The organism is Rhodococcus sp. 05-2254-6 (assembly GCF_002258565.1).
GTDB lineage: Bacteria > Actinomycetota > Actinomycetes > Mycobacteriales > Mycobacteriaceae > Rhodococcoides.
Window position 1 is genome coordinate 1 of the sequence record NZ_NOZF01000171.1, and the last position, 24181, is coordinate 24181.

The following is a 24181-nucleotide window of genomic DNA, read 5'->3' on the forward strand; positions in this document are numbered from 1 at the left end:
CGACGCCATCGCATCGTGCTGCCTCGAGCTCGACGAGGGCAACAAGTACGCCGCCGGACATCCTGCTGCGCATGTCCTTCCTGCAGCGATCGCCGCGGCCAGGCTGGCATCGACGCCGATCTCGGGCCGGGCCTTCCTGACGGCCGTCGTAGCGGGCTACGAGGTTGCCGCTCGATTCGGCTGGGCATTGACCCGCCACAGTGCGTGGCACACCCATGGACACTGGGGTGCCACGGGCGCGGCCACGGCAGCCGCGTCGATTCGTGGTGCCGATGCGAACGAGGTTGCCGCGGCGATCGCTGCAGGAAGGACATGCGCAGCAGGATGTCCGGCGGCGTACTTGTTGCCCTCGTCGAGCTCGAGGCAGCACGATGCGATGGCGTCGAGCTCGGCCGCAGTCTCGATGGTGGTGCCGGTGCTTCCGCCTATCGGGTACGTCGATCCTGGTTCCGCGTCCCACTTCTTCCGTAGTTCGACCATCTCGGCTGTGCGGGCACCGGCAAGGGTGACGCCCAGCAGGTCCAACAGAATCAACCGCGCTTTGTCGCCGAGCGGCGCCGGGAGGGGTGACTTCCGTAGTTCGACCATCGCGGTGGCCAAGGCGTCGACCGCATGTGTGCGTTCCGTTGAGCGAAACGATGGTGAACCGTCCATGACTGGACTGTAGAAGGATCGGAAAGAAAGAGTCAATGATCGAGACGTGCAACCTGCCGACTGCTAGGCTCGGCCTACCGCCGGCGCGAGTTCATACCGCTCGGAACCGTTCCGGCTAGCGAAACGAAATAACGCTGGTGTGAGGTACGCACGCAGCGTCGAACGAGGAGACGAAGCAATGTCCGATCAACTTCTTCGTGCAGTCCAGGGGGGCGTGCGCGCAGTCGATCTCGGTAGACAGTTGAGGGTCGGGATGCCGCAGTCGCCCAATCATCCTCAGTTCTGGCACACCCTGCCGCGCAGACACGGCGACGTGACTCGAGCAGACGGCGGCAGCGCCGCGAACGACATGATCACCACCGGAACGCACGTGGGCACTCACATCGATGCGCTTGCCCACGTCAGCCATGACGGAAAGCTGCACGGCGGTGCCGATGCCGGGCAGTCGTGCCTGGGCGGTAAGTATGTCGAACACGGAGTCCACACCATCGAACCCATGATCCGCCGCGGCGTGCTGCTCGACATCCCGAGGCTCCTCGGTGTCGGTCGCTGCGAGGGCGGGTACGAGATCACTGTCGATGATCTGCAATCGGCATGTGCTGCAGAGAAAATCGAGATCGAACGCGGCGATGTCGTGCTGATTCGCAGCGGATGGGGGCAGTTGTTCGCCGAGGGATCGCCGTACGTCGGCGGCCCGTCCGGAGTTCCCGGAGTCGGAGAAGCAGGCGCGCAATGGCTGGCGGACAAGGGTGTACACGCTGCAGGCGCAGACACCATCGCGTTCGAGCGGCTCGCCCCGGGCGGTGGTCACGCGCTGCTCCCCGCGCACCGAGTTCTGTTGGTGGAGAGCGGTATCTACATCATCGAAGCACTCGACCTCGAAGAGCTCTCCCAGCAGGAACTGTTCGAGTTCACATTCGTTCTCGTTCCCCTGAACATCTTCGGCGCAACGGGTTCGCCGGTACGGCCGCTGGCGGTGACGTCCGCATGAGCGAACGTACGCTCGCGCAGCACCTGGCGCGTTTCGCCGCGACCACCCACTATCAGGATCTACCCGACGCCGTCGTCAACTCGGTCGGGATGCGGGTGCTCGATACGCTCGGGATCGCGGTTGCGGCCACCGATCTCGAGACGAGCAAGGCCGCGACCGCATGGGCCCGCGAACAAGGCGGGGCAGCAACGGCATCCGCGGTCGGCCTCGGCATCGCCCTTCCTCCGGCCCTCGCCGCTTTCGTCAACGGAGTACTCGCACACTCGCTGGATTTCGACGACACGCATCTTCCATCGATCCTGCATCCGAGCGCCAGTGTCGTGCCCGCGGCTCTCGCGGCTGCTCAGGAGCACGGTGCCGACGGTCGAGAACTCGTCCGCGGCATCGCGATCGGGCTGGAAGTGTGTGTGCGCATCGGAATGGCGGGGTTCGACCCGGAGACCAAGAACTCGGTGTTCTTCGAGCACGGACAGCACGCGACGTCCATCTGCGGTGCGATGGGTAGCGCTGTGGCTGCCGCTGTCATCGGTGGTGCGTCGGAGGAACAAATCGTCGACACGATGGGCATTGCGGCGTCGATGGCGTCGGGCATCATCGAGGCCAACCGCACCGGGGGCACCGTCAAGCGCATGCACTGCGGTTGGGCTGCGCATTCCGCGCTCTCGGCGGCAGGCCTTGCGCGTCATGGGATCACCGGGCCGCCGACGGTCCTCGAAGGACGGTTCGGCTTCTTCCAGGCCTGGCTGCACGAGCCTGGCCGAGCCAACGAGATTCTGGACGGACTCGGCTCCGAGTGGGCCGTTCCCGGAATCTTCTTCAAGCCGTACCCAGCCAATCACTTCACCCACGCGGCAATAGACGCAGGAGCAGCGCTGCGGGCGAGAGGAATCCGGCCGGAGCAGATCGAGAAGCTCGAGCTGGGAGTGCCCGCGGCGAACCTGCGGACCATCGGCGAACCCATCGACGTCAAACGCACGCCCGAGACCGGGTACATGGCGCAGTTCAGCGGACCGTACGCCGTTGTCGTCGGCTTGCTCGGCGGGGGCGGGCTCGGCGCAGCACTCGATGACTACACCGACGAGTTGGCGAAGTCAGCAGATCGGCGAGCTCTGATGGCCAAGGTCGACGTCGTTCCGAACCCGAAGTGCGACGCCATCTTCCCGCACCAATTCCCGGCGGTGCTGACCGCAACTCTGACCGATGGAACAGAAGTGGTCGAAGAGGTGCTCACCACTCGTGGCGGACCCGAACGGCCGCTGACCTTCGGTGAGGTCTCGACCAAGTTCACCAGCAACGCGGGGCCGTTCCTCTCCGACGTCGAGCTGAAGGAACTGGCCGGCCGATGCGATTCTCTCGGGGACCTGACCGACATCGGGACACTGCTCGCACCGTTGACCGACCTGAAATCGACCACGCAGCAATAGAACAGTTGTCCCACCGGCTCGGGCACCGTCACTCGTGTGGCGGTGCCCGAGCTGCAGTTCGGTCGGTTCAGGCCCGGGCGAGGATTTCCCGTGCGCCCCGCACCACTGCCTCGTCGACGAATCGTCCGTTGTCGTCGACGGTCGGTCCTCCCCGAGACACCTCGTACAGCTCCACCAGTCGACGTGCTGTGGTGATGTCGTCCGAGGACGGGGTGAGCGCGGCATTGATGATCGGAACCTGACTGGGGTGCAATGCCGTCCGGCCACGGAAACCCATCTGCACGAAGCGGGCCGTGGTGCCGACGAACCCGTCCAGATCGCGAAAATCGGTCGACGTCGGGGCGATCGGTGCTGCCAATCCCGCAGCAGCACAATCGATCACGACGTTCAGCCGAAGCGCGTCGATCATCGCTTCCGTCGATTCCGAACGTGTGATGCGCAGGTCCGCGAGGAGGTCGACTTCACCGATCCCGAATGTTCGCACTCTGTTGCATCGAGCCATTTCCGGCAGAGCACGCAAGGAGTGCGCCGTCTCGATCAGCCCGATGAGCTCTACCTCGGGCAGGTTGGGCTCGGTGAGCAATCGGTCTGCGCGCGTGAGTGACTCGACCGAACACTTCGCCACCATGATGCCGGTGACACCGCCTCCGGCGACGGCCGCGAGGTCCTGCGTCATGAATTCGGGGGTGATGCGAATCCAGATCTGGGTATCGGTCGACGGCGTCGAGGCCAACCACCCCGCGAGGTCGGCACGCGCTCGGTCTTTGTCCGCCAACGGAACCGCGTCCTCGAGGTCGATGATCACCGCGTCTGCGGCACCGCCTACGGCCTTGTCGAACAACTCGGGCTTGTTTGCCGGTACGTAGAGGAACGACCGGGCGGAGGTAGGGGTCATCGAGCTGCACGCGCTTCCAGGATGGTGGTGATCGACTGGGCCGCCGCGACGACCTGACCAGCGTGAACGATGTGTTCGTCGTCCGCGGACGAGGAGTAGCGGAAAGCGGGGCCCGAGGAGCTGACCGATCCGAGTACGTGCCCTGCGGCGTCGAAGAACGGCGCGGCGATCGACGCTGCACCGGTGTTTCGCTCGTTCGTCGAGGTTGCGTATCCGTTGGTGCGGATCTCTGCGAGGCGGGCGCGGAAGCGGGTCTCGTCGGCGTCGGGGGAACTGCTGCGGAGTTCCTGGAAGGCCTCGTCCGCGAATCGACCGGGGAGGAACGCCAGGATCGCTCGGCTCGAGGCTCCCGAGTGCAACGCGTACTGAGGGCCGATCTCGACCACCATCTTCACCTCCTGGGGGCTCTCGTACTGATCGAGATAGACCCGACGGTGCCCCACGAGTACCGACAGCGTTGCGGTCTCGCGTGTGTTCGCGCGAAGCGCGCGCAGCACGGGAGCCGCGATCGACCGGACGTCGAGCTGGCTCCACGCCTTGGTGCCGAGTCCGATCGCCGCCGGGCCGAGGGAATACGTCGACTCGCCCGCAACCGGCTGCACGATCGACCGCGATGCCAGCGACTGCAGAATGCGGTGCACCACAGCCTTGCTCAGGTCGAGAGTGCGAGCGATCTCGGACACGCCCAGTGCCCGATCGGATTGTGCGAAGGCGATGAGCACATCGGCGACACGATCGGCGGACTCTGTTCCCGTCGACGTCTCCAGTGCAGGCCTGCTGACCATAAGTGTCACCTTTCGGATGTGCGTGCGTTCCGCTGAGCGAACCATACCCGTAACAAGAAATTGACGGAAGAGCCTGTTCTGAGGCCGTGATGCGTGCCATACTCGATTTCAGCGAGATCAATCATCAATCTGATGGTGCGCTCAGCGGAACGGTAGGTTCCGCCCAGTGGTTCGACTCGGCGCCGATGGGCGCGGAAGGCAGACTCAACAATGAAGAAGCTCGTAGGCGTGCTGACAGCCGTTGCAGTCGTGGGTGCGGCAGCATGTGGCTCCTCCACCGGCTCGGACGACTCCGGCCCCATCAAGATCGGATCGGTTCATCCCACCACCGGAGCTCTGGCGGGAGTGGGCGGGCTGATGAACGACGGTGCTGCCCTTGCCGTGGCCGATATCAATGCAGCAGGCGGCATTTCGTCCATGGACGGTCGGCAGTTGGAGTTGGTGTCGGGCGACAGTCAGGGCAAGGCAGAGGTCGGACAGAGTGAGGCGCAGCGGCTGATCGACGACGGCGCGGTGTCGCTCATCGGCACGTACCAGAGCGACGTCACACAGAACGTCGCCTCGGTTGCCGAGCGATCGCGGGTTCCGCTCGTGATCGATGTGGCGGTGGACGACAAGATCCTCGACCAGGGTTACCAGTACTCCTTCCGTATGCAGCCGAATGCGTCCAGCATGGGAACCGACGGTGCCAAGGCGCTCGCCGCGATCGAGGAGCAGACCGGTCAGCCGATCGACCGCGTCTCCTACCTGCACATCGAGGGATCCTTCGGAGACAGCGTCTTCAACGCATTCGAGGCCGAGGCCGCGAACCAAGGAATCTCGTCGGTGCAGGAAATCACCTACCCGGCAACGAATTTCTCCGACGCCACCACTCAGGTGCGTGAGGCTGCAGTGTCCAACCCCGACGTCATCGTCGCCACCGGCTACTACCCGGACGGGTTGCTGATCGCACGTGCGGTCGAGCAGCTGAACCTGAACGTCAAGGGCGTCTACGGAATTGCCAACGGCGCGTTCGACGACAGCTCGTTCCCCAGTGACGCAGGTGCCGCAGGGGAGGGCGTGTTGAGCGCCAACTACCACTTCGACGCCACCAGCGACCGCGTCACCGACATCCGCTCGCGGTTCGAGGCCGAATACGGACGCCCGATGGAGACCGCAGCGATGCTGTCCTACCAGGCAGTCGAGGTCATCGCGGCCGGACTGAACGACGGTGCGTCGAGTGATCCCGAGGATCTGCGCGACGCCATCTCCGGCGTCTCGATCGAGGATCCGCTTCTCGCGTTCAACGGACCGATCGAGTTCGACGAGACCGGCCAGAACAAGAACGCCACCGTCATCGTCATGCAGGTTCGCGACGGTGCAGTCGCTCAGGTCTTCCCCGAGGAGTTCGCAACGGACGCAATCCAGTTCCCCGCGGGAGCCGGCCAGTGACGGCCGCTACCTCGACCGCAGAGAAAGCGGGGAACAAAGGTCTCGCGGGGCTCAACCCCGGTATCCCGGTCGCAGCAGCGATCGTCGTCATCATGGCGGTGATCTACCTCGTCGGTGGAAAAGACCAGGGCCTGGTCACGCAGTCGGTCGTCTCCGGACTCCTGCTCGGCGGTGTGTACGCACTGATCTCCGTCGGACTGACGCTGATCTTCGGTGTTCTCGGCATCGTCAACTTCGCCCAGGGTGCGATGCTGACGATGGCGATGTACATCGTCTACGCGCTGTCCACCGCCGGGTTGCCGGTCTACGTTGCAACACTGGTCGCCGTTCCGGTGATGTTCCTGTTCGGCATGGTCGTTCAAGCAACACTGTTGACGAAACTGACCATCAGCGGCAGTCACGACGGCCCGCTCCTGGTCACCCTCGGCCTGTCGCTGCTGATCATCAACGTGCTGCTGATGATCTTCGGAGGGCGGCCGCAATCGGTGCAGGCTCCGATCGACGGTTCCCTCGACGTACTCGGTGCCGTCGCGTCGTGGCCGCGAGTGATCGCGTTCATCGGGGCTGCGTTGGTCGCCGTCGCGCTCACCGCGGTACTGAAGCGGACGCCGCTCGGATTGTCCATCCGCGCAGTCGCATCCAACTCCGAGGGAGCCAAGCTCGTCGGCGTGGACATCGGTCGGGTCTACGCGCTCACCTTCGGTATCGGCGCAGCCTGCGTCGCGGTTGCAGGCGGGTTGATGACACCGTTCACCAGCTTGACGCCGTCGGTCGGAGAACAATTCACCATCCTGGCGTTCGTCATCGTGGTTCTCGGCGGACTCGGAAGTGTCGTCGGAGCCATGGTCGGCGGGCTCGTCATCGGCCTCGTGCAGACCGTCGGCGCGCTGTATCTCCCCGGAACAGGTTCGCTGATCCTGGTATTCGCGGTGTTCGTTCTCGTTCTGTTTCTCAAGCCCGAAGGATTGTACGGAGCGCGCCGATGACTACGACAAGAAGCGCACCCACACCGGTGCAGCACGATCCGCGGTTGAAGGACACGTGGCTACGCCGCCAATTGATCACGCTGGTCATCGGATTCGTCGTCGTGGCGGCATTGCCGCTGCTCCTCGGCGAGCAGGCCCAGACGGTTGCCGTGCGCACGCTCATCTTCGCCGTGATGGCCGTGGCGTGGAACATCATGAGCGGGTTCGGCGGCATGTTCAGTTTCGGCCACGCCGCGTTCTTCGGAATCGGTGCGTACTCCGGTGCGTATCTTCTGGTCGAGCACGGAATTTCCCCGTGGATCTCGATGGTGGTCGCGGCAGTCCTCTCGGCCACGGTGGGCACACTCATCGCCTACCTGTGCCTGCGCTACCGACTCGCCGGGTCGTATTTCGCACTGGCGACATTCGCCTTCGCACAGATGTTTCTGCTGCTGGTGCAGAACCTCGAGGTGTTCAACAAGACCGAGGGCTTCAATGTGCCCATCCTGCCGCGTGATTCGTGGTGGATGCTGCAGTTCGAGAAGGGCAGCCCCAATTACGTCTGGATTCCGCTGGTCATTCTGACGCTCGCGGTTCTCGGCACCATCTTCTACACCCGCTCCCGCGCAGGGCAGTTCGTCCAGGCCACCCGTGACGACGAAACCGCTGCAGCCTCGCTCGGTATCGACACGATGAAGTATCGGTTGATCGCCGTGGCGGCGAGTTGTGCGCTGACCGCCGTGGCCGGGGTCTATTACACGCAGTACTACTTCTTCGTCGGTCCCGAGCAGGCCTTCGGTTCGGCGGTTTCCGTCGAAGCGATCGTGCCGGCCGTCATCGGCGGCATCGGAACGATCTGGGGCCCGGTCATCGGTGCCGCCGTGATCGGGCCGCTGTCGGAGTTGATCAACGAACTGCTCAGAAACCCACCCGTCTTCCTCGAATTCCTGCAGGGGACAATCGGATTGGACGTCGCCGCGTACTCGGTGATTCTGATCGCGATCGTGATCTTCCTGCCCAAGGGAATCTTCGGCACGATCCGTGAGAGGTGGAACCGATGAGCTTGTTGAGCATCGAGAACCTGAGCAAATCCTTCTCGGGAATCCACGCGGTACGCGAGGTCAGCCTCGACGTGCCCGAGCACGAATTCCTCGGCATCATCGGCCCCAACGGGGCAGGCAAGACGACCCTGTTCTCCCTGCTGTCGGGTGAGCAGCCCCCGACAGCAGGCCGAGTGATCTTCGACGGTACGGACATCACCGGATGGCCGGCGAGCAAGATCGCGCGAGCCGGGCTGGTACGTACGTTTCAGCTCATGCGCCCCTTCGAGTCGATGTCGGTGCTCGAGAACGTCACCATCGCCGCACTGTCGAAGCGCAAGTCACGCAAAGACGCCCGGCAGCATGCCCTCGACGTCCTCGACCGCGTGCAACTGTCCGACCAGGTCGGCGGCAAGGTCTCGACGATGTCGACGGCAGGATTGAAGAGACTCGAACTCGCTCGCGCCCTGGCCATGGAGCCACGCGTCGTGCTCCTCGACGAGGTTCTCGCCGGGCTCGTCCCGGCCGAGCGGGCACCGATGATCGAACTGCTGCGCACGGTGCATCAGCAGGGCCAGACGGTGCTCTTCGTCGAACACATCATGGCTGCGGTGATGGCCCTGTCCGAACGTCTGGTGGTCATGCACGAGGGGGCGGTGCTCACTTCGGGCGACCCACGCACGGTGGTTGCCGACGACCGCGTCGTCGAGGCATACCTCGGTGAGGAGAAGACAGCATGATGCTCGAAATCGACAACCTGCACGCTGGATACCGCCGTCTGGAGATCCTGCACGGGGTGAACCTCTCGGTCGATCGGCACGAGATCGTCTCCCTGATCGGCGCGAACGGCGCGGGGAAAACGACCACGCTGCGTGCGCTCTCCGGCATGGTGTCCACGTCCGGCGGCAGAATCATGCTGGACGGCAACGCCATTCACGGGATGCGGGCGGACAAAATAGTGCGAGCCGGGCTGGTGCACGTCGCCCAGGATCGGGCGTTGTTCGGCAGCCTCACCGTGGCCGACAACCTCGAGATGGGCGCGTACACCCAGAAGCGCAGCGGCGTGAAGGAATCCCTCGACCAGGTCTACACCCTGTTCCCCATTCTCGCCGAACGACGAGAGCAGCGGGCCGACACCATGTCCGGCGGTCAACAGCAGATGCTCGCCATCGGCCGCGCCATGATGTCCAAGCCGCGAGTACTGACACTCGATGAACCGTCCGTCGGGCTCGCTCCCAAGCTGGCAGCTCAGGTGCTCGAGGCGATCGTGCGTATCCGTGACTCGGGTGTGACCGTACTGATCGTCGAACAGAACGCCGCGCAGGCACTCGCGATCTCCGATCGGGCCTACGTCATCGAGAGCGGGTCCATCGTGCTGACCGGCACCGGGCCCGAACTGGCACACGACGAGCGGGTCAAAGCTGCCTACCTCGGTATTTAGGAGTTCACCTCACATGCATCTCTTGGCTTTCACCCCGATCGACGTCGACGCGGCAGAACTGCAGCGCCGGCAGGATCGGTACGACCACCTTTCGCCCGCGGGGATCACCGTCGAGCTCCGCAATATCGGGCCCGACGCGCCGAGCGCACTGGATACCGAACTCGACGTCAGACGGTCGGAACAGGTGCTGTCACAGGCCTTTGGTTCCGTGCTGGACACGCACGCCGACGGGTTCCTGCCCGACTGCGTGCTCGACCCCTGCGCCGAGGAAGCGGATTCGTTCGCTCGGCCGCTCTACGGCCTCACCCGGCTGACGGCCTCGTTCTATGCCTCCCAGGGGCACCGGATCGGTGCCCTGGCGAGAAACGACGCGATCGCTGCGGAACTGGACCGCCGACTCGGGTTCTACGGGATCGTCGCCGAGGCCACCGAAGTACTCGGGCTCGGTGTGCACGACATCGCAGACACCGGCACCTGGGGGAGAGCGGTCTCCGAACACGCGGGCAAGCTCCGCTGCACCATCGCCATCAATGCTTGCTCTGCAGTCGATCTCGTCGATCCACCGACGTCACCGCAGGTGGTGGACCCGACCGGCACGGCGTTGCGGCTGCTGGGTCTGCGTTCCGAGCTGCAGGTCTCCCCGTGAGCGAAGACGGACCCGACCTGGTGGTGGCCGGCGCGGGCGGTGGCCTCGTCGCTGCTCTGCGTGCAGCCGAGCTCGGACTCGACGTGCTGGTCGTCGAGGCCAGTGCGCACTTCAAGCGGGGCAACAACACGGCGATGTCCACGGCCATGATCCCCGGTGCCGGCTCACGGTGGCAGCGAGCGGCCGGAATCGAGGATTCGCCGCAGCAGTTTCTGGACGACGTCTTGCGAAAAACGAAGGGTAGTGCCGATCTTCGGCTGGCGTCCACCCTGGCCGATGTCAGTGCGCCGCTGGTGGAATGGCTCGCCGACCACGTGCAACTGCCGCTCACGCTGGTGACCGACTTCGCATACCCCGGCCATTCGCAGTTGCGTTGTCACACGGTCGAAGGCCGTCACGGCAGTGGGATGCTCGAGCACCTCGCGCGAGCGGTCGCCGCCGAGCCGCGCATCGACATGCTGATGCCGGCCCGGCTGACCGATGTGTCCGTCGATTCCGACGGGGCCGTCGACGGCGTGACGATCACGATGCCCGACGGCAGCGTCGACCGAGTTCCGACGCGCGCAGTCCTGTTGGCCACCAACGGCTACGGTGCCAACGCAGAGTTGGTGGCAGAGCACGTGCCGGAGATATCCGCGGCGCGCTATCACGGAAGTGAGCACTCCGTCGGTGACGCGCTGACCATCGGGCGCCGTCTCGGTGCCGATTCGGCGTATCTGGATGCGTACCAGGGACACGCGGCACTCTCGAAGCAGGCGACGACTCTCGTCGGATGGGCGACGGTGATGCACGGCGGCGTCGTGCTCGACGCATCCGGTCGCCGGTTCGGTGACGAGACGACCGGGTACTCCGAATACGCAGCTATTCTGGCCGCGAGGCCGGGCTCGGAGGGCTGGGTCGTCATCGACCGCGAGATCTACGACAAGTGCCTGTCGTTCAAGGACTTCCAGCAGACCGTCGACTCGGGAGCCGTGGTGTGGGCCGACGACACGGACGGCCTTGCTGCCGCAACCGGGCTTCCACCTGCGGCAGTGGCGGAGGAGCTCGCCGCTGTGCGAAAGTATTCGCGGGGAGAGGCGTCGGATCCGTTCGGCCGCAACTCTTTCGAGCATTCGCTCACCGGACCGTACGCAGCCATCAAGATCGTGCCCGCGTTGTTCCACACCCAGGGCGGGCTCGTCGTCGACGAGAACGCACGTGTTCTCCGCACCGACGGTTCCGCCATCACCGGTCTGTTCGCCTCGGGCGGTGCCGCAATGGGCATCTCCGGCCACGGTGCTGCCGGGTATCTCGCGGGGAACGGACTGCTCCCGGCGCTCGGACTCGCATACCTCGCGGCAAGTTCGCTTCGAACAACCCAACTCTTGTGAAAAAATTCGAAAGGACCACCATGTCAACGCTGTTGATCACCAATGCGCGCGTAGTTCGACCAGGATCCGACGCCCCCGACGAGGGCGAGTTTCTGGACCTGCTGATCGAAGACGGCAAGTTCACTCGCATCGAAGCGAGTATCGATGCCTCGGCAGCGGATACCGTCATCGACGCGGCCGGCAAGGTCGCCTTCCCGGGTGTCGTCGACGCACACCAGCACTGGGGCATCTACAACTCCCTCGGTGACGACGCCGAGACCGAATCGCGGGCGTGTGTCCAGGGCGGCGTCACCACGTCGCTCTCCTACATGCGGACCGGGCAGTACTACATGAACACCGGTGGTTCCTACGCGGATGTGTTCCCCAAGGTCCTGGAGGCCACCGAGGGACGCCCCTACGTCGACTACGCGTACCACCTCGCGCCGATGTCGAAGGAACACATCGACGAAATCCCCGCGCTCATCGCAGATCACGGCGTCACGTCGTTCAAGATCTTCATGTTCTACGGCAGCCACGGGCTGCACGGCCGGTCCACCGATCAGAGCGAATTCCTCATGACACCCGAGGGCGAGCGATACGACCTGGCGCACTTCGAGTTCGTCATGCGCGGCATCCAGGCTGCCCGAGAGCAGATGGGCGACAAGGCCGATCACATCTCGTTGTCGCTGCACTGCGAGACCGCGGAGATCATGAGCGCGTACACCAAGATCGTCGAAGAGGAAGGCACTCTCGAGGGCCTCGCGGCCTACAGTGCGTCGCGGCCGCCGCACTCCGAGGGGCTCGCCGTCACCATCGCGTCGTTCCTCGCCGACGAGACGCAGCTGCCCAACATCAACCTGCTGCACCTGTCCTCGCGCAAGGCGTTGACCGCGGCGATGCGGATGGCAAAGGCGTTCCCGCACGTCGACTTCCGCCGCGAGGTCACCATCGGGCACCTGCTGGCCGACATCGACACCGCCTACGGACTCGGCGGCAAGGTCAACCCGCCGCTGCGCCCGCGCGACGACGTCGAAGCACTGTGGGAGCACCTGCTCGCCGGTGACATCGACTGGGTCGTCAGTGATCACGCCTGCTGCAAGGACGAGAAGAAGTTCGCCGAGGACCGGGGCGACATCTTCGCCGCGAAGTCCGGCTTCGGTGGTGCGGAATACCTCCTGCCCGGTCTCGTCAGCGAAGGACGCAAGCGCGGCCTGAGCTGGCGTCGTATCGCCGAGCTCACGTCACTGAACCCGGCCCGACGCTACGGCCTGCCGGGCAAGGGTGACATCGCCGTCGGCATGGACGCAGACATCGCCCTCATCGACCCCGATCACACCTGGACCGTGCGCCCGGAGGATTCCGAGTCCGCTCAGGAGTACACGCCGTTCGAGGGATTCGAGCTCGGTGCCAAGGTGACCGACACGTTCGTCCGTGGTCAGCGGGTACTCGCCGACGGTGCCGTCGCCGGTGCTCCCGCAGGCCGCTACCTGCACCGTCCGTACCTGTGACGGGCCCACTGGAGGGCATCAAGGTTCTCGACATCTCGACGATCCTGGCAGGCCCTCTCGTCGCGCAGATCCTGGGCGACTTCGGGGCCGAGGTCATCAAGATCGAGCACCCCACCAAGCCGGATGGCATGCGCGGACACGGTCTGGACAAGGACGGTCACCCACTGTGGTGGACGATGATCGGGCGGAACAAGCGCACGGTCACCCTCGATCTTGGAAACTCCCAGGGCGGAGCTCTCTTTCGCCGCCTCGCCGCAGAGGCCGACGTGGTGGTCGAGAACTTCCGGCCCGGGACCCTCGAACGCTGGGGGCTGGGATACGACGTGCTCTCCGAGCTCAACCCGGGTCTGATCCTGTTGCGTGTCACCGGTTTCGGTCAGACCGGACCGTACGCCACCAGGCCCGCCTTCGGCACGCTCGTCGAATCGATGAGCGGGTTCGCGCACCTGACCGGTGAAGCCGACGGGCCGCCGACACTTCCGGCGTTCGGATTGGCCGATTCCCTCGCCGGGATCGCCGGTTCGTCGGCGGTGTCGATGGCTCTGCTGCACCGAACCAACAACGGCGGCATCGGCCAGCAGATCGATCTGGATCTGTTGAGCCCGATCATGGCCGCGGTCGGACCGGGCGTCATCTACGCAGACCAGCTGGGGATCGATCAGGAGCGAACCGGGAACCGGTCCAGCAACAATGCGCCCCGCAACCTGTACAAGACAGCGGACGGGCATTGGTTGGCCATCTCCACGAGCGCCAATTCGATAGCAGAACGCGTGCTGGTCCTGGTGGGTCATCCCGAAGTGCTCGACGAACCGTGGTTCGCCACCGGGCGTCAGCGCGCCGCCCACGCGGACCTGTTGGACGAGTACGTCGGCGGCTGGATCGGCGAACGGACGAAGGACGTGGTGATCGACGAGTTCGAGAAGGCAGGGGCCGCAGTCGCTCCCGTCTACAAGCCGAGCGATCTGTTGTCCGATCCACAGGTCAACGCCATCGAGATGGTGACGACCGTCGAGGACGACGACCTCGGTCCCGTCCGGATGCAGAACGTCATGTGGCGGATGGGTGGCAGCCCCGGCCGCATCAGGTACACCGGCCGCAAGCACGGGGCCGACACCGACGAGGTGCTCACCGAAATAGGCTGTAGCGCCGACGAAATCGAGGCAATGCGGCGCGACAGCGTCGTGTAGAGCACGGCCAGTGCCCGGCAACGGTCCCCTTCGGCAGCACTGCCGAAGGGGACCGTTGCCGATGGACCCGCCATCGGGCTGGTCCTCGGTTCACACTGAAATCTGTTGCACGACGACGGAAGGCCGCCGCGGCCGGCTGACGCGTTACCCCATCGTCGCTGGGTGCACGCCGGAATCTGTCTCACCACATCGGAAGGCGGCTGTGGCCGGCTGACGCGTTACCCCATCGTTGCTGGGTTCACGCCGGAATCTGCTGCACCACTGCGGCGACGGCCTCGACCTGGTCCGCGATGCGGGGGCCCCACCGACTGGACAGATCCTCGTCCATCGGGAAGATCCTGCCGTCTCGGACGGCGGTCATCGATCCCCACCCCGGTCGAGCCGCAACCGATTCGGCTGTGACGCCGCAGCATTGGGCGTCGGCGAGGAACACGACATCGGGATCCGCGGTGATCACCGATTCGGCGGACAGTTGGGGGTAATCGCCTGCGCCGGAGCCGTCGGCGATGCTGGTCAGGCCGAACAGACCGTAGATCTGGCCGACGAAGCTCGCGCTCGACACCGTGTACAGCGTGTCGTCGAGTTCGTGGAAGTACGTCAGGGGCTCGTCGCGCGCGGGGACGCTCGCCACGGCGGCATCGATTCGGTCGCGCATCTGTGTGACCACCGCGTCGCCTTCGGCGTCGTGCCCGGTCGCGTCCGCGACGAGCTCGATCTGCGAGTACGCGTCGTCCAGGCTCGTCGCCGCCGGGACGAGCAGCGTCGGGATACCGGCCTCGGCCAGAGCGGACGTGACCAGGCCGAGGTCGGTGGAGGTGATCACCAGATCGGGGTCGTACGCGACGATCGCCTCGAGGCTCGGCGTGAACGCCGACAGCCCGGTCTTCGGTGCGTCGGCGGGATAGTCCGACTGATCGTCGACGGCCGCCACCTGCTCGCCGGCCCCGACGGCGTACAGGGTCTCCGTCGCCGTCGGGCTCAGCGAGACGATCGAACGTGGCATCGCGTCGATGGTGACGGTCCCGCCGTCCGAGCCCGACGCGATCGTCCTCGGGAACTCCCCGGTCGACGCCGCGGCCGAGGTGGTTGCCGGCGGGGAGTCGGTCGTCGTGCTGCCGCAGCCGGTCGCGACCAGCGCGACGACCGCGAACCCTGCTGAGATCATTCGTGCCGATCGACGCTGCACTGCCACTCCTGTGTGTCCGATGCCCCTGGAGCGCCAACACTATCGGGTGGTGGTCACCGGCCCAGGCTCCGTGCCAGGTACGTGCCGGTGTGGGTGTCGGAGACCACCAACTCGTCGACGGTTCCGGTGAAGGTGATCAAACCGCCGTTGTGCCCGCCGTCGGGGCCGAGGTCGATGACCCAGTCGGCGGCGGCGATGACGTCGAGGTTGTGTTCGATGACGATCACCGACCTGCCCTCGTCGACCATCCCGGACAGCAACGCGATCAGGTTCGACACGTCCGATGGATGCAGACCGGTGGTCGGCTCGTCGAGGACCAGCACCGGTGACGACCCGACCAGTTCGGTGGCGAGCTTGAGCCGCTGCCGCTCGCCGCCGGAGAGCGACGACAGGTTCTGGCCGAGCGAGAGGTAGCCGAGTCCGACGTCCCGGCACCGGCGGAGGATGTCGCGGATCTTCTTGACCTCGAAGAAGTCCTGGGCGTCCTCGACGGACATCTCGAAGATGTCGGCGATGCTGATGCCGTCGACGGTATGCCGGATCGCGCCCGACCGAAATCGCCTGCCCTGGCACGTCTCGCAGGTGCTCGTCACCGGGTCGGTGAACCCGAGATCGGTGAAGATGACGCCGCTGCCCTGGCAGTCGGGGCATGCGCCGTCGGAGTTGGGGGAGAACAGCGACGGCGGTTGGCCGGTCTTCTTGGCGAAGTACGCGCGGATCGGATCGAGCAGACCGGTGTACGTCGCGGGGGAGGAGCGCCGCGATCCGCGGATGGGTGCCTGGTCGATGATGACGGCGTCCGGTGCGGCCTCACGGAGGTGCCCGTGGATGAGACTCGACTTCCCGGAACCGGCGACGCCGGTGACGGCCGTCAGGACTGCGAGCGGAATGTCGACGCTGACGTCGCGCAGATTGTGGGTGCTGGCTCCGGTGATGCTCAGCCAGCCCGAAGGGGTTCGGGGAGTACGCAATACGACATCCTCGCGCCGCAACGCGGCACCGGTCCTGGTGTCCGCGTCGCGCAGCTCGTCGTAGGTTCCCTCGAACACGACTGTGCCGCCGGCCTTTCCCGCGCCGGGGCCGATCTCGACGATGCGGTCGGCGATGGCCATGACCTCGGGGTCGTGCTCGACGACGAGGACGGTGTTGCCCTTGTCGCGCAGCGCGAGCAACATGTCGTCGAGGCGGTGGACGTCGCGGGGGTGCAGGCCTGTGGTCGGTTCGTCGAAGACGTAGAGCATGTCGTTCAGGGTCGCTCCCAGGTGGCGGACCATCTTGATGCGCTGGGATTCACCGCCCGACAGCGACGACGTTGCGCGGTCCAGGCTGAGGTAGCCGAGACCGAGATCGACGAGTCTTCGCAGCTGCGTGACGATTTCGGCGGTGACGGTACCCAGGCCGTCGATTTTCCACCCGTCGATGCGGTCGGCGAGCTCGGACACCTGCATCGCGAACGCGTCGGGCAGAGACAGGCCCTCGAGGGTCGCGCCGCGGATGGTCTCGTTGTATCGGGAGCCGCCGCAGGATTCGCAGACCCCGCGCGTGACGATGCGCTCGAACGCGAGCTTGGCCTTGCCCTTCAGGGCGTCGGCGTCTTTGGCCAGGTAGCTGCGCTTGAACCGGGACACGATCCCCTCGTAGCTCTTCATGACGGCATCGGGGTTCAGTACCTCGAACTCGCCGGGTTTCGCGTCGAAGAACATGTGGCGCTCGCGGGCGGAGTATTGCTCGATCGGGACGTCGAGATCGAACAGGCCCGAGTCGGCGAACACCCGATACGGCCATTTGCCGACCTCGAAGTCCGGATGCTTGAACGGCCCCTCGCGCAAGGACTTCGACTCGTCCACCAGTTCGCCGAGGTCCACGACCTTCGCCTCGCCGAGCCCCTCGCACTCGAGGCACATGCCGGCCGGGTCGTTGAAGGAGAACGCGTTCGCGAACCCGATCGTCGGGGTGACGCCGCGGGACCACAGCATGCGCAGCCAGTCGCCGATGTCGGTGATGGTGCCGACGGTCGAGCGCGGGCCGCCGAACAGACGCTTCTGGTCGACGATCACGACGGCCGACAGGTTCGCGATGAGATCGGCGTCGGGACGGCCGTAGGACGGAAGGAATGTCTGCGCGAACGCGGTGAACGTCGAGTTGATCTGCCGTTGAGCTTCGGCAGCGATGGTGTCGAAGACGAGTGATGACTTCCCCGACCCGGAGACGCCCGCGAACACGACGAGCGAGCGTTTGGGCAGGTCGAGGTTCACGTCGCGGAGATTGTTCTCGCGTGCTCCGCGAACGAGGATGGTGGACAGTTCGTCGATGGATGGCTGAGTTGGTGTCGTCGGCTGGGCCTGGGTCATGTGCGCTTCGGTCGCCTTTCGCCGCCCCCGACGCTGGTTCGCCCGGGGCCGACGCAGCTTACCGTACGGTGTACGGAAACGCCACCGATGGGCGGGAAGTAACAGACTTACCGGTCTGACGATCTCCCATGGGTACCGGTTGCGCCAGGCCATCGGTCGGTCGAAGGGTTTTCATGACGAGCAGTATTCGTTCCCGCGTGCACTCGGTCCTCGCGCTTGCCCTTCCTGCGCTCGTCCTCGCGGGCTGCGGATCCACGGACTCCGCCGAGCCCGAGGTCCGGACCGAAGTGCGGACCGTGACCGTCGAGGCGACCACGCCCGCACCGACGCCGGTCGACAGGATCGTTGTCCCGGACATCACCGCGTCCGAGCCGCCCGCGGCAGAGCCCGTCCTCGCCGCCATGCCTTCGGTCGTGTGCATGAACTTGCAGTCCGCCCAGAACGCGATCCAGGCGGCGGGAATCTTCTACTCCAGGAGCGTCGACGCGTCCGGTGCGAGCCGGATGCAGGTCAACGACTCGAACTGGATTGTCGTGGCGCAGGATCCGCAAGCAGGGGTGCTCGTCGGTGAGGGTGATGCTCTGCTGTCCGCGGTGAAGATCGGGGAGCCGAACAACTGCTGATCTATCGGCGAATGCTGTGCTTGCCTGCCGGAGCCGGTTCCTGCTCGGTCGAGCTGTAGGCGAGGTGGCCTCCGATGAGACCGCCGACGCTCGCCGTTGCCAGACCGGCAGCGGCCAGGGCCTTGGCGATGCCATCGGTCTGCTTCCGGCGCCGCAAGTAGGAGCCGAGGAAGAGGAAGACGCCGGTCGCGTTGGACGCAGCGTGGATCATCCCGACGCGGCGCTGGCGGGTGTTCATCGTCGACCAATCGGCCCATCCGGTGGCGATGGCTGCCGGCGCGGACACAAGCCCGAGGGAGATGACGAGCTTGCTCGCCCTGGACTGGTGGTTCAGCAGGTCGAGGACCACGGCGCTCGTCCAGCTTCCGATGGTGACGTTGACGAGGGCCGGGTGGATGGGGTGACCGATCCACCGGCCGCGTAGTCCTGCGCCGACGGCGGTGTCGTCCAGTGCGGGTTTCAGGACACTGTTGATGGCGTTGCTCGCTCCGTCGAGGAACGAGGCAGATTCGAGGCTGTCGAGGGCTTGTTTCGCTGTCATGCCTTGCCGCATGCCCCGCTGACGCCGCGCGAACCGTAAGGGCAGCCAAACACGGCACGAGATGCTTGGACGTCCTATAACGTCGGGTGATGAGCAGCGGAACACGAGTGAACACCGTCGACGGCGTCCTGCGACGGTCGGCCGCGAAATTCCCCGACCGCCTCGCCGTTACATTCGAGGGACGCAGTCACACCTACGCAGAACTCGATACCGCGGTCACCCGCGCCGCTCGACGGCTGATCGCGTTGGGATTGAACAAGGGCGACCGCGTGGCGGCGTACGGCGTCAACTCCGACGCGTACGTGGTCGCGTTCCTCGCCTGTGCGCGAGCTGGATTGGTGCACGTCCCGATCAACTACGCGCTCGTGGGCGACGAATTGCAGTACCTGTTGCAGCAATCGGGTTCTCGGGCAGTATTGGTCGACCCGGAGTTGGCGGGCACGCTCGATTCGGTTCGCGGCAAGCTCAGTATCGAGCACGTGGTCTCCCTTCCCGACGTGCTGGGCACGGATGGCGACGGCTCCGAACTCGAACCCGTCGCCGATGCGACCGACCTCGCTCAGTTGCTCTACACCTCCGGGACGACGTCGAAACCCAAGGGCGCGATGATGTCTCACGGTGCATTGGTCGCGGAATACGTCTCGTGCGTCATCGCGCTCGGATTCACCCAGGACGACGATCCGCTGCTTGTGATGCCGATGTACCACTCGGCGGGGATGCACGTGTTCATGCTGCCGTACCTGTCGGTGAGTGCCACGGTCCGCTTGATGCGCAGGCCCGACGTCCCGGAGATCCTGCGCCGCGTCGAAGCGGAGAAGATCAAGTCTCTGTTCCTGGCGCCGACGGTGTGGGTTCCGCTCGCCAATCACCCCGATCTGGCGACGCGCGATCTCTCGTCGTTGAAGAAGGCGCAGTACGGGTCTTCGATCATGCCCGTCACAGTTCTCACTCGGCTGCGTGAGCGGTACCCGGACATCGAGTTCTACAACTGCTTCGGGCAGTCCGAGATCGGGCCATTGGCAACGGTATTGCAGCCCGAGGAGCACGAGGCGCGGCCGGCGTCGTGTGGACGTGCGGTGTTCTTCGTCGAGACCCGCGTCGTCGATGCCGACGGCAACGATGTGCCGGACGGCGAAGCCGGTGAGATTCTCTATCGTTCTCCTCAGCTGTGCGACGGCTACTGGGACAAGCCGGAGGCGACGGCAGATGCGTTCTCGGATGGGTGGTTTCATTCCGGTGACTTGGTGACACGCGACGCCGAGGGGTTCATCACTGTGGTCGACCGGATCAAGGATGTCATCAACACCGGCGGCATCCTCGTCGCGTCCCGCGAGGTGGAGGATGCGATCTACACCCATCCGGCGGTCGCCGAGGTCGCGGTGATCGGGATGCCCGACGACAAGTGGATCGAGGCGGTGACGGCCGTCGTCGTGCTCGAGGACGGAAGTGAGCTGTCGTCGCAGGTGTTGATCGACCACGTGAAGGGTCGGATAGCGCCGTTCAAGGTGCCCAAGACCGTCACCTTCGTCGACGAATTGCCGCGCAATCAGAGCGGAAAATTGCTCAAGCGTGAGCTGCGCAGCTGACTAGTTGTCACGCTGCGCGACGTTTTCGGCGGTGGTAGCTGGGGATGGGTTGTCGTGTGGGGTCGGTGGATTCGGGTGGGATGGCGTAGGGGTGTCCGTCGTCGCCCATGAGCAGTTGCCAGTCGCCGTGGTGGACGAGGCGGTGGCATTCTCCGCAGACCAGGGCGAGGTTGTTCAGGTCGGTGCGGCCGCCGTGTTCCCAGAATGTCACGTGGTGGGCTTGGCACCACTGTGCGGGGCGGCCGCACATCACGCAGCATCGGTCGCGGATGGTCAGGGCGATGCGTTGGTCGTCGCTGGCGAGTCTGGTGGTGCGGCCGAGGGCGAGCGGGACGCCGTGGTGGTCGACGATGACGGGGGTGAGGTCGGCGTCGCAGGTGAGAAGTTCGGCGAAAGCGCGGCTCATCGGCCCGGTCCAGTCGAAGTGGAACGGCCAGTCGGCATCACCGGGCTCGGGTGCAGACTTCTGCCCGGAATGGTCACCGGCACCAGTGCTGGGACCGACACGATCGCCGCGGGGATCACCGGTCCGTGAACTGTCACCGATGCCAGCAAGGTTCCCGCTGACGCGACGACCGGTTCCACGATCGGGACCCGCGTCGGTATTGCCGGCCCTTGAGTCGTCGCCGGCACCAGTACGGTTCCCGCTGACGCGACGACCGGCACCACGATCGGGACCCGTGTCGGTATCGCTCGTTCGTGAACTGTCGCCGGCACCCGCGCCGCTCCCGCTGACGCGACGACCGTTGCCACGATCGGGACCGCCCTCGGTATCGCTTGTTTGTGAGTGGCCGCCGGTACCGGATGCCTTCGAACCCGTTGTTGGCCTGTTCGATTGCGTGTGTCCGCGGTCGGCGAGCAGGTCCCGCAGCGGGACGATCAGGTGCACCGATGCCCGCGACCCGCCGGCCGATCCGCGGACACCACCGCTCAGGTGCCGGTCGAGGATCCGATCGAGTGCATCGGCCCGCCGCTTCGACGGACCGCGTAGATCGCGTTCACCACCGGGGCCGGGCTGCGGCGCGGTCAACGCCGACAGTGCGGTGAGCAGCTTCTCGGCGAGGAGTCGGTCGACGTTGCCACCCATCTGGAAGCGGCCACTGGCAAGCGGGTGAACATCGAAACGGTTCAACTCCGGGTTCTCCGACACCGGTATCGGCGGCGGTCCAGCTGGAACAGGTTCGGGCCGAGCAGGTTCGGGCTCACCCGAGCCGGCTGCGTCACCCGCGTCAGCTCGGCTCGCACGGTCCCGCTCTTGCTCCCGCTCCTGTTCTTGTCGTTGCTTCTCTGCCTGCTCGTGGCGGGCTCTGGCGTCCTCGGCCGCGGAATGCGCCAGTGCCTGCGCGCGGGAGGCGACCTGCCCGGCGGTGCTGCGCATGGCGGTTTCGAGCAGTTCGGCGACGACAGCGTCGCGGCGTTGTTCGTCGAGGGTGGGGTCGGCGACCACCACGGTGGCGTAGCCGTCGGCGATCGCCGAGGCGTGCGCGGCGTGGACGTCACCACCTGCGAGGGCGTTCAACACGCTGGGCCGGTCGGTGAGCCACTGCCCCAGCTCCATCTGACGGGCCGCGGACCCGTCGGTGATGCGCACCGATCGCGCGTACCACCGGGTCACCGACGAGTAGCCGAGTTTCATGGCAAGACCGCGGCGGTCCATCTCCGCCAGCAGCGTCAATCGCGTTGCAGCGAGCTCGTTTTCGAGGGAGGACACGCCGGCGAGCTCGGAGACCAATTCCTGGTCGCCGAGCCCGAACACATCCCCCCATGCCTTCACACCACAAAAGCTATACCCACCCACCGACAACTTCTGTGTCGCAGGTCAGCGCGTCCATCGGATGCGGATGGGCCCCTTCGCGGTCGACGGATCGACGACGGATCCTTTCTGGGTGATCTCGACTTCTCCCGCGTCGACCATCCGGCGGGCGGCGCGGCGAACCGGTTCCATCAACTCCCGCCAATTGTCGTCGGACAAGGCTCGTGCGACGTCGGAAGGGCAGATGGTGGAGTCGCGGGACCGGGCGTCGAGCAGGGAACGGATTTTGTCTTCGAGTTCCTTGTCGGTGGTGCTCACCTTGTGCCGCCGGCATGCGTCGCTGCAGTACTTGATGTCATCCCAGTTCTTCTCCCACTTCTTGCGCCATTCGATTCGCCGTCCGCACGACGCGCAGACCTTGTCCGCGGGGTGAGCCGTGGGGGAGCGACGGGAATGAGCCATGCTTCGACAGTAACCTTCTCGCATGGCTATTCGACCCATCCTCGTTGCCGGCGACCCTCGTTTGACGACCTGTGCCGCTCCCGTCACCGAGTTCGACGCGGAGTTGGCCGCGTTCGTGGAGGACCTGTTCGAGACCAACACAGCGGCGCACGGTGCCGGTCTTGCCGCCAACCAGGTCGGTGATCCGCGCGCGGTGTTCGTCTACGACCTGCAGGGCGGCGGAGTCCGGCATCGCGGGCACGTGGTCAATCCAGTGCTCGAGACATCGGCGATCCCGGAGACGATGCCGGACCCCGAGGACGGTGAGGGGTGTCTGTCGGTCCCGGGGGAGCGGTACCCGACCGGCCGTGCGGACTGGGCCCGCGTGACCGGTGTCGATGTGGAGGGCAGTCCCGTGACGGTCGAGGGCCACGGCTACCTGGCGCGGTGTCTGCAGCACGAGTCCGACCATCTGGCCGGTCACCTGTACCTCGACCGTCTGATCGGCCGCAATCAGCGCGCAGCGAAGAAGATGATCAAGGTCCGGGGGTGGGTCGGACCCGGCACCAGTTGGCTGCCCGGATCCGACTCTGATCCGTTCGGGCGGTGACTAACAGACCCCGGTGACAGCGCACGCTGTCGAGCGTTCCAGCTTCCAACGGCCCTCGGAGACAACGAAGCCGATCGAGGACACTTGCCCGACGGACGTTCCGCTCGCCTCGACCCGGCCGGGTGCGACGACGTCGATGCGGTCGAACGACGCCTCGGACATGATCCCACCGCTGTCGAAGACCGCGGCGTTTTCCTCGGCAGATCCCCCGAGCGCGTCGGCGCGGTCGGACCGCTCGGCGGTCCAGTCGAAGACGGTGCGGAAGATGGCCGTCGCCTCGTCCGGGGTCGGGATGGCGGAGGGTGCGACGGAGGGAGGAGGTGCCGGGAACGACGACGGCGCAACGTTCACCGCCGCCTCGATGGTCGGCTCGGGTTGCGTTGCAGCGCAACCGGTGAGGGAGATGAGAGCCAGTCCGCACTGGACGCGGCCGGCGATCATCAGAACGGGTTGTAGACGTAGAGCGTCCGGTAGTCCCATTCCGACGATCCGGCCGGGATTCGGATCTCCGTCAGGACCCGGCCGTTCTGGGAGCACGAACCGCGGGCGTGAAACGACCAGCAATCGATCTGCCGGCTCGTGCCGAACGGGCTGGCGATCAACGATGTGGCGCTCGCTGCACCGTATGCCGCAGGGTCGAAGGCGCTCACGAAGTTCGCGGTGGAATCCGTGGGCCCGAACGGGTTGTCCTCGGGTGCGGCGGAGGCTGTGGGCGCCAGAAGCGCCGCTCCGCCGATGGCCAGCGCGACCCCGGCGAGGACCTTCTTCAGCATG

General features: G+C 65.6%; 23 protein-coding genes and 3 pseudogenes. 15 read left to right on the plus strand and 11 right to left on the minus strand.

The annotated features are described in order from the left end of the window. Positions 1-7 precede the first annotated feature (7 nt). A pseudogene (locus tag CH256_RS29050) lies at positions 8-340 on the plus strand (MmgE/PrpD family protein); the annotation flags it as partial. Here CH256_RS29050 and CH256_RS28745 read toward each other — a convergent pair. Then, positions 286-654 (minus strand): annotated as a pseudogene (locus CH256_RS28745) (MmgE/PrpD family protein); the annotation flags it as partial. The pseudogenes CH256_RS29050 and CH256_RS28745 overlap by 55 nt on opposite strands. Before the next feature lie 178 nt (positions 655-832). Here CH256_RS28745 and CH256_RS23230 point away from each other — a divergent pair. Both CH256_RS23230 and CH256_RS23235 read left to right on the plus strand, forming a co-directional pair. Next, positions 833-1645 carry a cyclase family protein gene (locus CH256_RS23230; RefSeq protein ID WP_068051189.1) on the plus strand — a complete coding sequence of 271 codons (813 nt, stop codon included), beginning with the start codon at positions 833-835 and terminating at the stop codon, positions 1643-1645. Further along, positions 1642-3069: an MmgE/PrpD family protein gene (locus CH256_RS23235; protein ID WP_094670725.1), complete on the plus strand. Its 1428-nt coding sequence runs from the start codon at positions 1642-1644 to the stop codon at positions 3067-3069. Before CH256_RS23230 ends, CH256_RS23235 begins: the two co-directional genes overlap by 4 nt. A gap of 67 nt (positions 3070-3136) precedes the next feature. On the opposite strand, the gene CH256_RS23240 is transcribed toward CH256_RS23235, so the two are convergent. Next, complete coding sequence (locus tag CH256_RS23240; protein ID WP_094670727.1) at positions 3137-3964, minus strand: HpcH/HpaI aldolase/citrate lyase family protein; 828 nt, start codon at positions 3962-3964, stop codon at positions 3137-3139. Next, positions 3961-4749, minus strand: a complete 789-nt coding sequence (locus CH256_RS23245) for an IclR family transcriptional regulator (protein WP_094670729.1) — start codon at positions 4747-4749, stop codon at positions 3961-3963. The genes CH256_RS23240 and CH256_RS23245 overlap by 4 nt, the downstream gene beginning before the upstream one ends. 210 nt (positions 4750-4959) lie before the next feature. Between CH256_RS23245 and CH256_RS23250 the strand changes: the two genes are divergently transcribed. The 9 genes from CH256_RS23250 to CH256_RS23290 are packed head-to-tail and all read left to right on the plus strand — an operon-like array spanning position 4960 to position 14316. After that, complete coding sequence (locus tag CH256_RS23250) at positions 4960-6180, plus strand: ABC transporter substrate-binding protein (RefSeq protein WP_068051173.1); 1221 nt, start codon at positions 4960-4962, stop codon at positions 6178-6180. After that, the gene (locus CH256_RS23255) at positions 6177-7166 is read left to right on the plus strand and encodes a branched-chain amino acid ABC transporter permease (RefSeq protein ID WP_094670731.1); all 990 of its coding nucleotides are present in this window, start codon (positions 6177-6179) and stop codon (positions 7164-7166) included. The genes CH256_RS23250 and CH256_RS23255 overlap by 4 nt, the downstream gene beginning before the upstream one ends. Then, positions 7163-8206, plus strand: a complete 1044-nt coding sequence (locus CH256_RS23260; RefSeq protein ID WP_094639865.1) for a branched-chain amino acid ABC transporter permease — start codon at positions 7163-7165, stop codon at positions 8204-8206. Before CH256_RS23255 ends, CH256_RS23260 begins: the two co-directional genes overlap by 4 nt. After that, positions 8203-8925: an ABC transporter ATP-binding protein gene (locus CH256_RS23265; protein WP_094670779.1), complete on the plus strand. Its 723-nt coding sequence runs from the start codon at positions 8203-8205 to the stop codon at positions 8923-8925. The genes CH256_RS23260 and CH256_RS23265 overlap by 4 nt, the downstream gene beginning before the upstream one ends. After that, positions 8922-9626 carry an ABC transporter ATP-binding protein gene (locus CH256_RS23270; protein WP_179272198.1) on the plus strand — a complete coding sequence of 235 codons (705 nt, stop codon included), beginning with the start codon at positions 8922-8924 and terminating at the stop codon, positions 9624-9626. Before CH256_RS23265 ends, CH256_RS23270 begins: the two co-directional genes overlap by 4 nt. A 13-nt stretch (positions 9627-9639) precedes the next feature. Beyond that, positions 9640-10272, plus strand: coding sequence for a hypothetical protein (locus CH256_RS23275; RefSeq protein ID WP_094670733.1), 633 nt, complete (start codon positions 9640-9642; stop codon positions 10270-10272). Next, complete coding sequence (locus CH256_RS23280; protein WP_094670735.1) at positions 10269-11642, plus strand: FAD-dependent oxidoreductase; 1374 nt, start codon at positions 10269-10271, stop codon at positions 11640-11642. The genes CH256_RS23275 and CH256_RS23280 overlap by 4 nt, the downstream gene beginning before the upstream one ends. Before the next feature lie 20 nt (positions 11643-11662). Continuing rightward, entirely contained in the window at positions 11663-13129 is a 1467-nt protein-coding gene (locus CH256_RS23285; protein ID WP_094670783.1) for a dihydroorotase, read from the plus strand. Then, the gene (locus tag CH256_RS23290) at positions 13126-14316 is read left to right on the plus strand and encodes a CaiB/BaiF CoA transferase family protein (RefSeq protein WP_094639868.1); all 1191 of its coding nucleotides are present in this window, start codon (positions 13126-13128) and stop codon (positions 14314-14316) included. The genes CH256_RS23285 and CH256_RS23290 overlap by 4 nt, the downstream gene beginning before the upstream one ends. 238 nt (positions 14317-14554) lie before the next feature. On the opposite strand, the gene CH256_RS23295 is transcribed toward CH256_RS23290, so the two are convergent. Both CH256_RS23295 and CH256_RS23300 read right to left on the minus strand, forming a co-directional pair. Next, complete coding sequence (locus tag CH256_RS23295) at positions 14555-15481, minus strand: ABC transporter substrate-binding protein (RefSeq protein WP_094670785.1); 927 nt, start codon at positions 15479-15481, stop codon at positions 14555-14557. Positions 15482-15555: 74 nt separating this feature from the next. Next, complete coding sequence (locus CH256_RS23300) at positions 15556-17853, minus strand: ATP-binding cassette domain-containing protein (protein ID WP_094670737.1); 2298 nt, start codon at positions 17851-17853, stop codon at positions 15556-15558. Between the two features lie 173 nt (positions 17854-18026). Here CH256_RS23300 and CH256_RS28750 point away from each other — a divergent pair, with 173 nt between their 5' ends. Next, entirely contained in the window at positions 18027-18476 is a 450-nt protein-coding gene (locus CH256_RS28750) for a hypothetical protein (RefSeq protein WP_256989524.1), read from the plus strand. A 1-nt stretch (position 18477) separates the two neighbouring features. Here the strand turns inward: CH256_RS28750 and CH256_RS23310 are convergent, their stop codons facing one another. After that, positions 18478-19017: a DUF2231 domain-containing protein gene (locus CH256_RS23310; RefSeq protein ID WP_094670739.1), complete on the minus strand. Its 540-nt coding sequence runs from the start codon at positions 19015-19017 to the stop codon at positions 18478-18480. 89 nt (positions 19018-19106) lie between these two features. Between CH256_RS23310 and CH256_RS23315 the strand changes: the two genes are divergently transcribed. Further along, complete coding sequence (locus CH256_RS23315) at positions 19107-20603, plus strand: acyl-CoA synthetase (RefSeq protein WP_094670741.1); 1497 nt, start codon at positions 19107-19109, stop codon at positions 20601-20603. A 7-nt stretch (positions 20604-20610) separates the two neighbouring features. On the opposite strand, the gene CH256_RS28755 is transcribed toward CH256_RS23315, so the two are convergent. The 3 genes and pseudogenes from CH256_RS28755 to CH256_RS28765 all read right to left on the minus strand — a co-directional run. Next, a complete protein-coding gene (locus CH256_RS28755; RefSeq protein ID WP_256989525.1) occupies positions 20611-22377 on the minus strand; it encodes a DUF222 domain-containing protein in 1767 nt (588 codons plus the stop codon). Between the two features lie 45 nt (positions 22378-22422). Further along, entirely contained in the window at positions 22423-22674 is a 252-nt protein-coding gene (locus tag CH256_RS28760) for a DUF3253 domain-containing protein (protein ID WP_255183390.1), read from the minus strand. A 15-nt stretch (positions 22675-22689) separates the two neighbouring features. Beyond that, positions 22690-22857: pseudogene (locus tag CH256_RS28765) on the minus strand (DUF2256 domain-containing protein); the annotation flags it as partial. Between CH256_RS28765 and CH256_RS23335 the strand changes: the two are divergent. Continuing rightward, positions 22841-23407: a peptide deformylase gene (locus CH256_RS23335; RefSeq protein WP_094670743.1), complete on the plus strand. Its 567-nt coding sequence runs from the start codon at positions 22841-22843 to the stop codon at positions 23405-23407. The pseudogene CH256_RS28765 and the gene CH256_RS23335 sit on opposite strands and share 17 nt — an antisense overlap. Here the strand turns inward: CH256_RS23335 and CH256_RS23340 are convergent, their stop codons facing one another. Continuing rightward, entirely contained in the window at positions 23408-23887 is a 480-nt protein-coding gene (locus CH256_RS23340) for a hypothetical protein (protein ID WP_179272199.1), read from the minus strand. Then, a complete protein-coding gene (locus CH256_RS23345) occupies positions 23848-24180 on the minus strand; it encodes a hypothetical protein (protein ID WP_094670747.1) in 333 nt (110 codons plus the stop codon). The genes CH256_RS23340 and CH256_RS23345 overlap by 40 nt, the downstream gene beginning before the upstream one ends. Position 24181 lies beyond the last annotated feature (1 nt).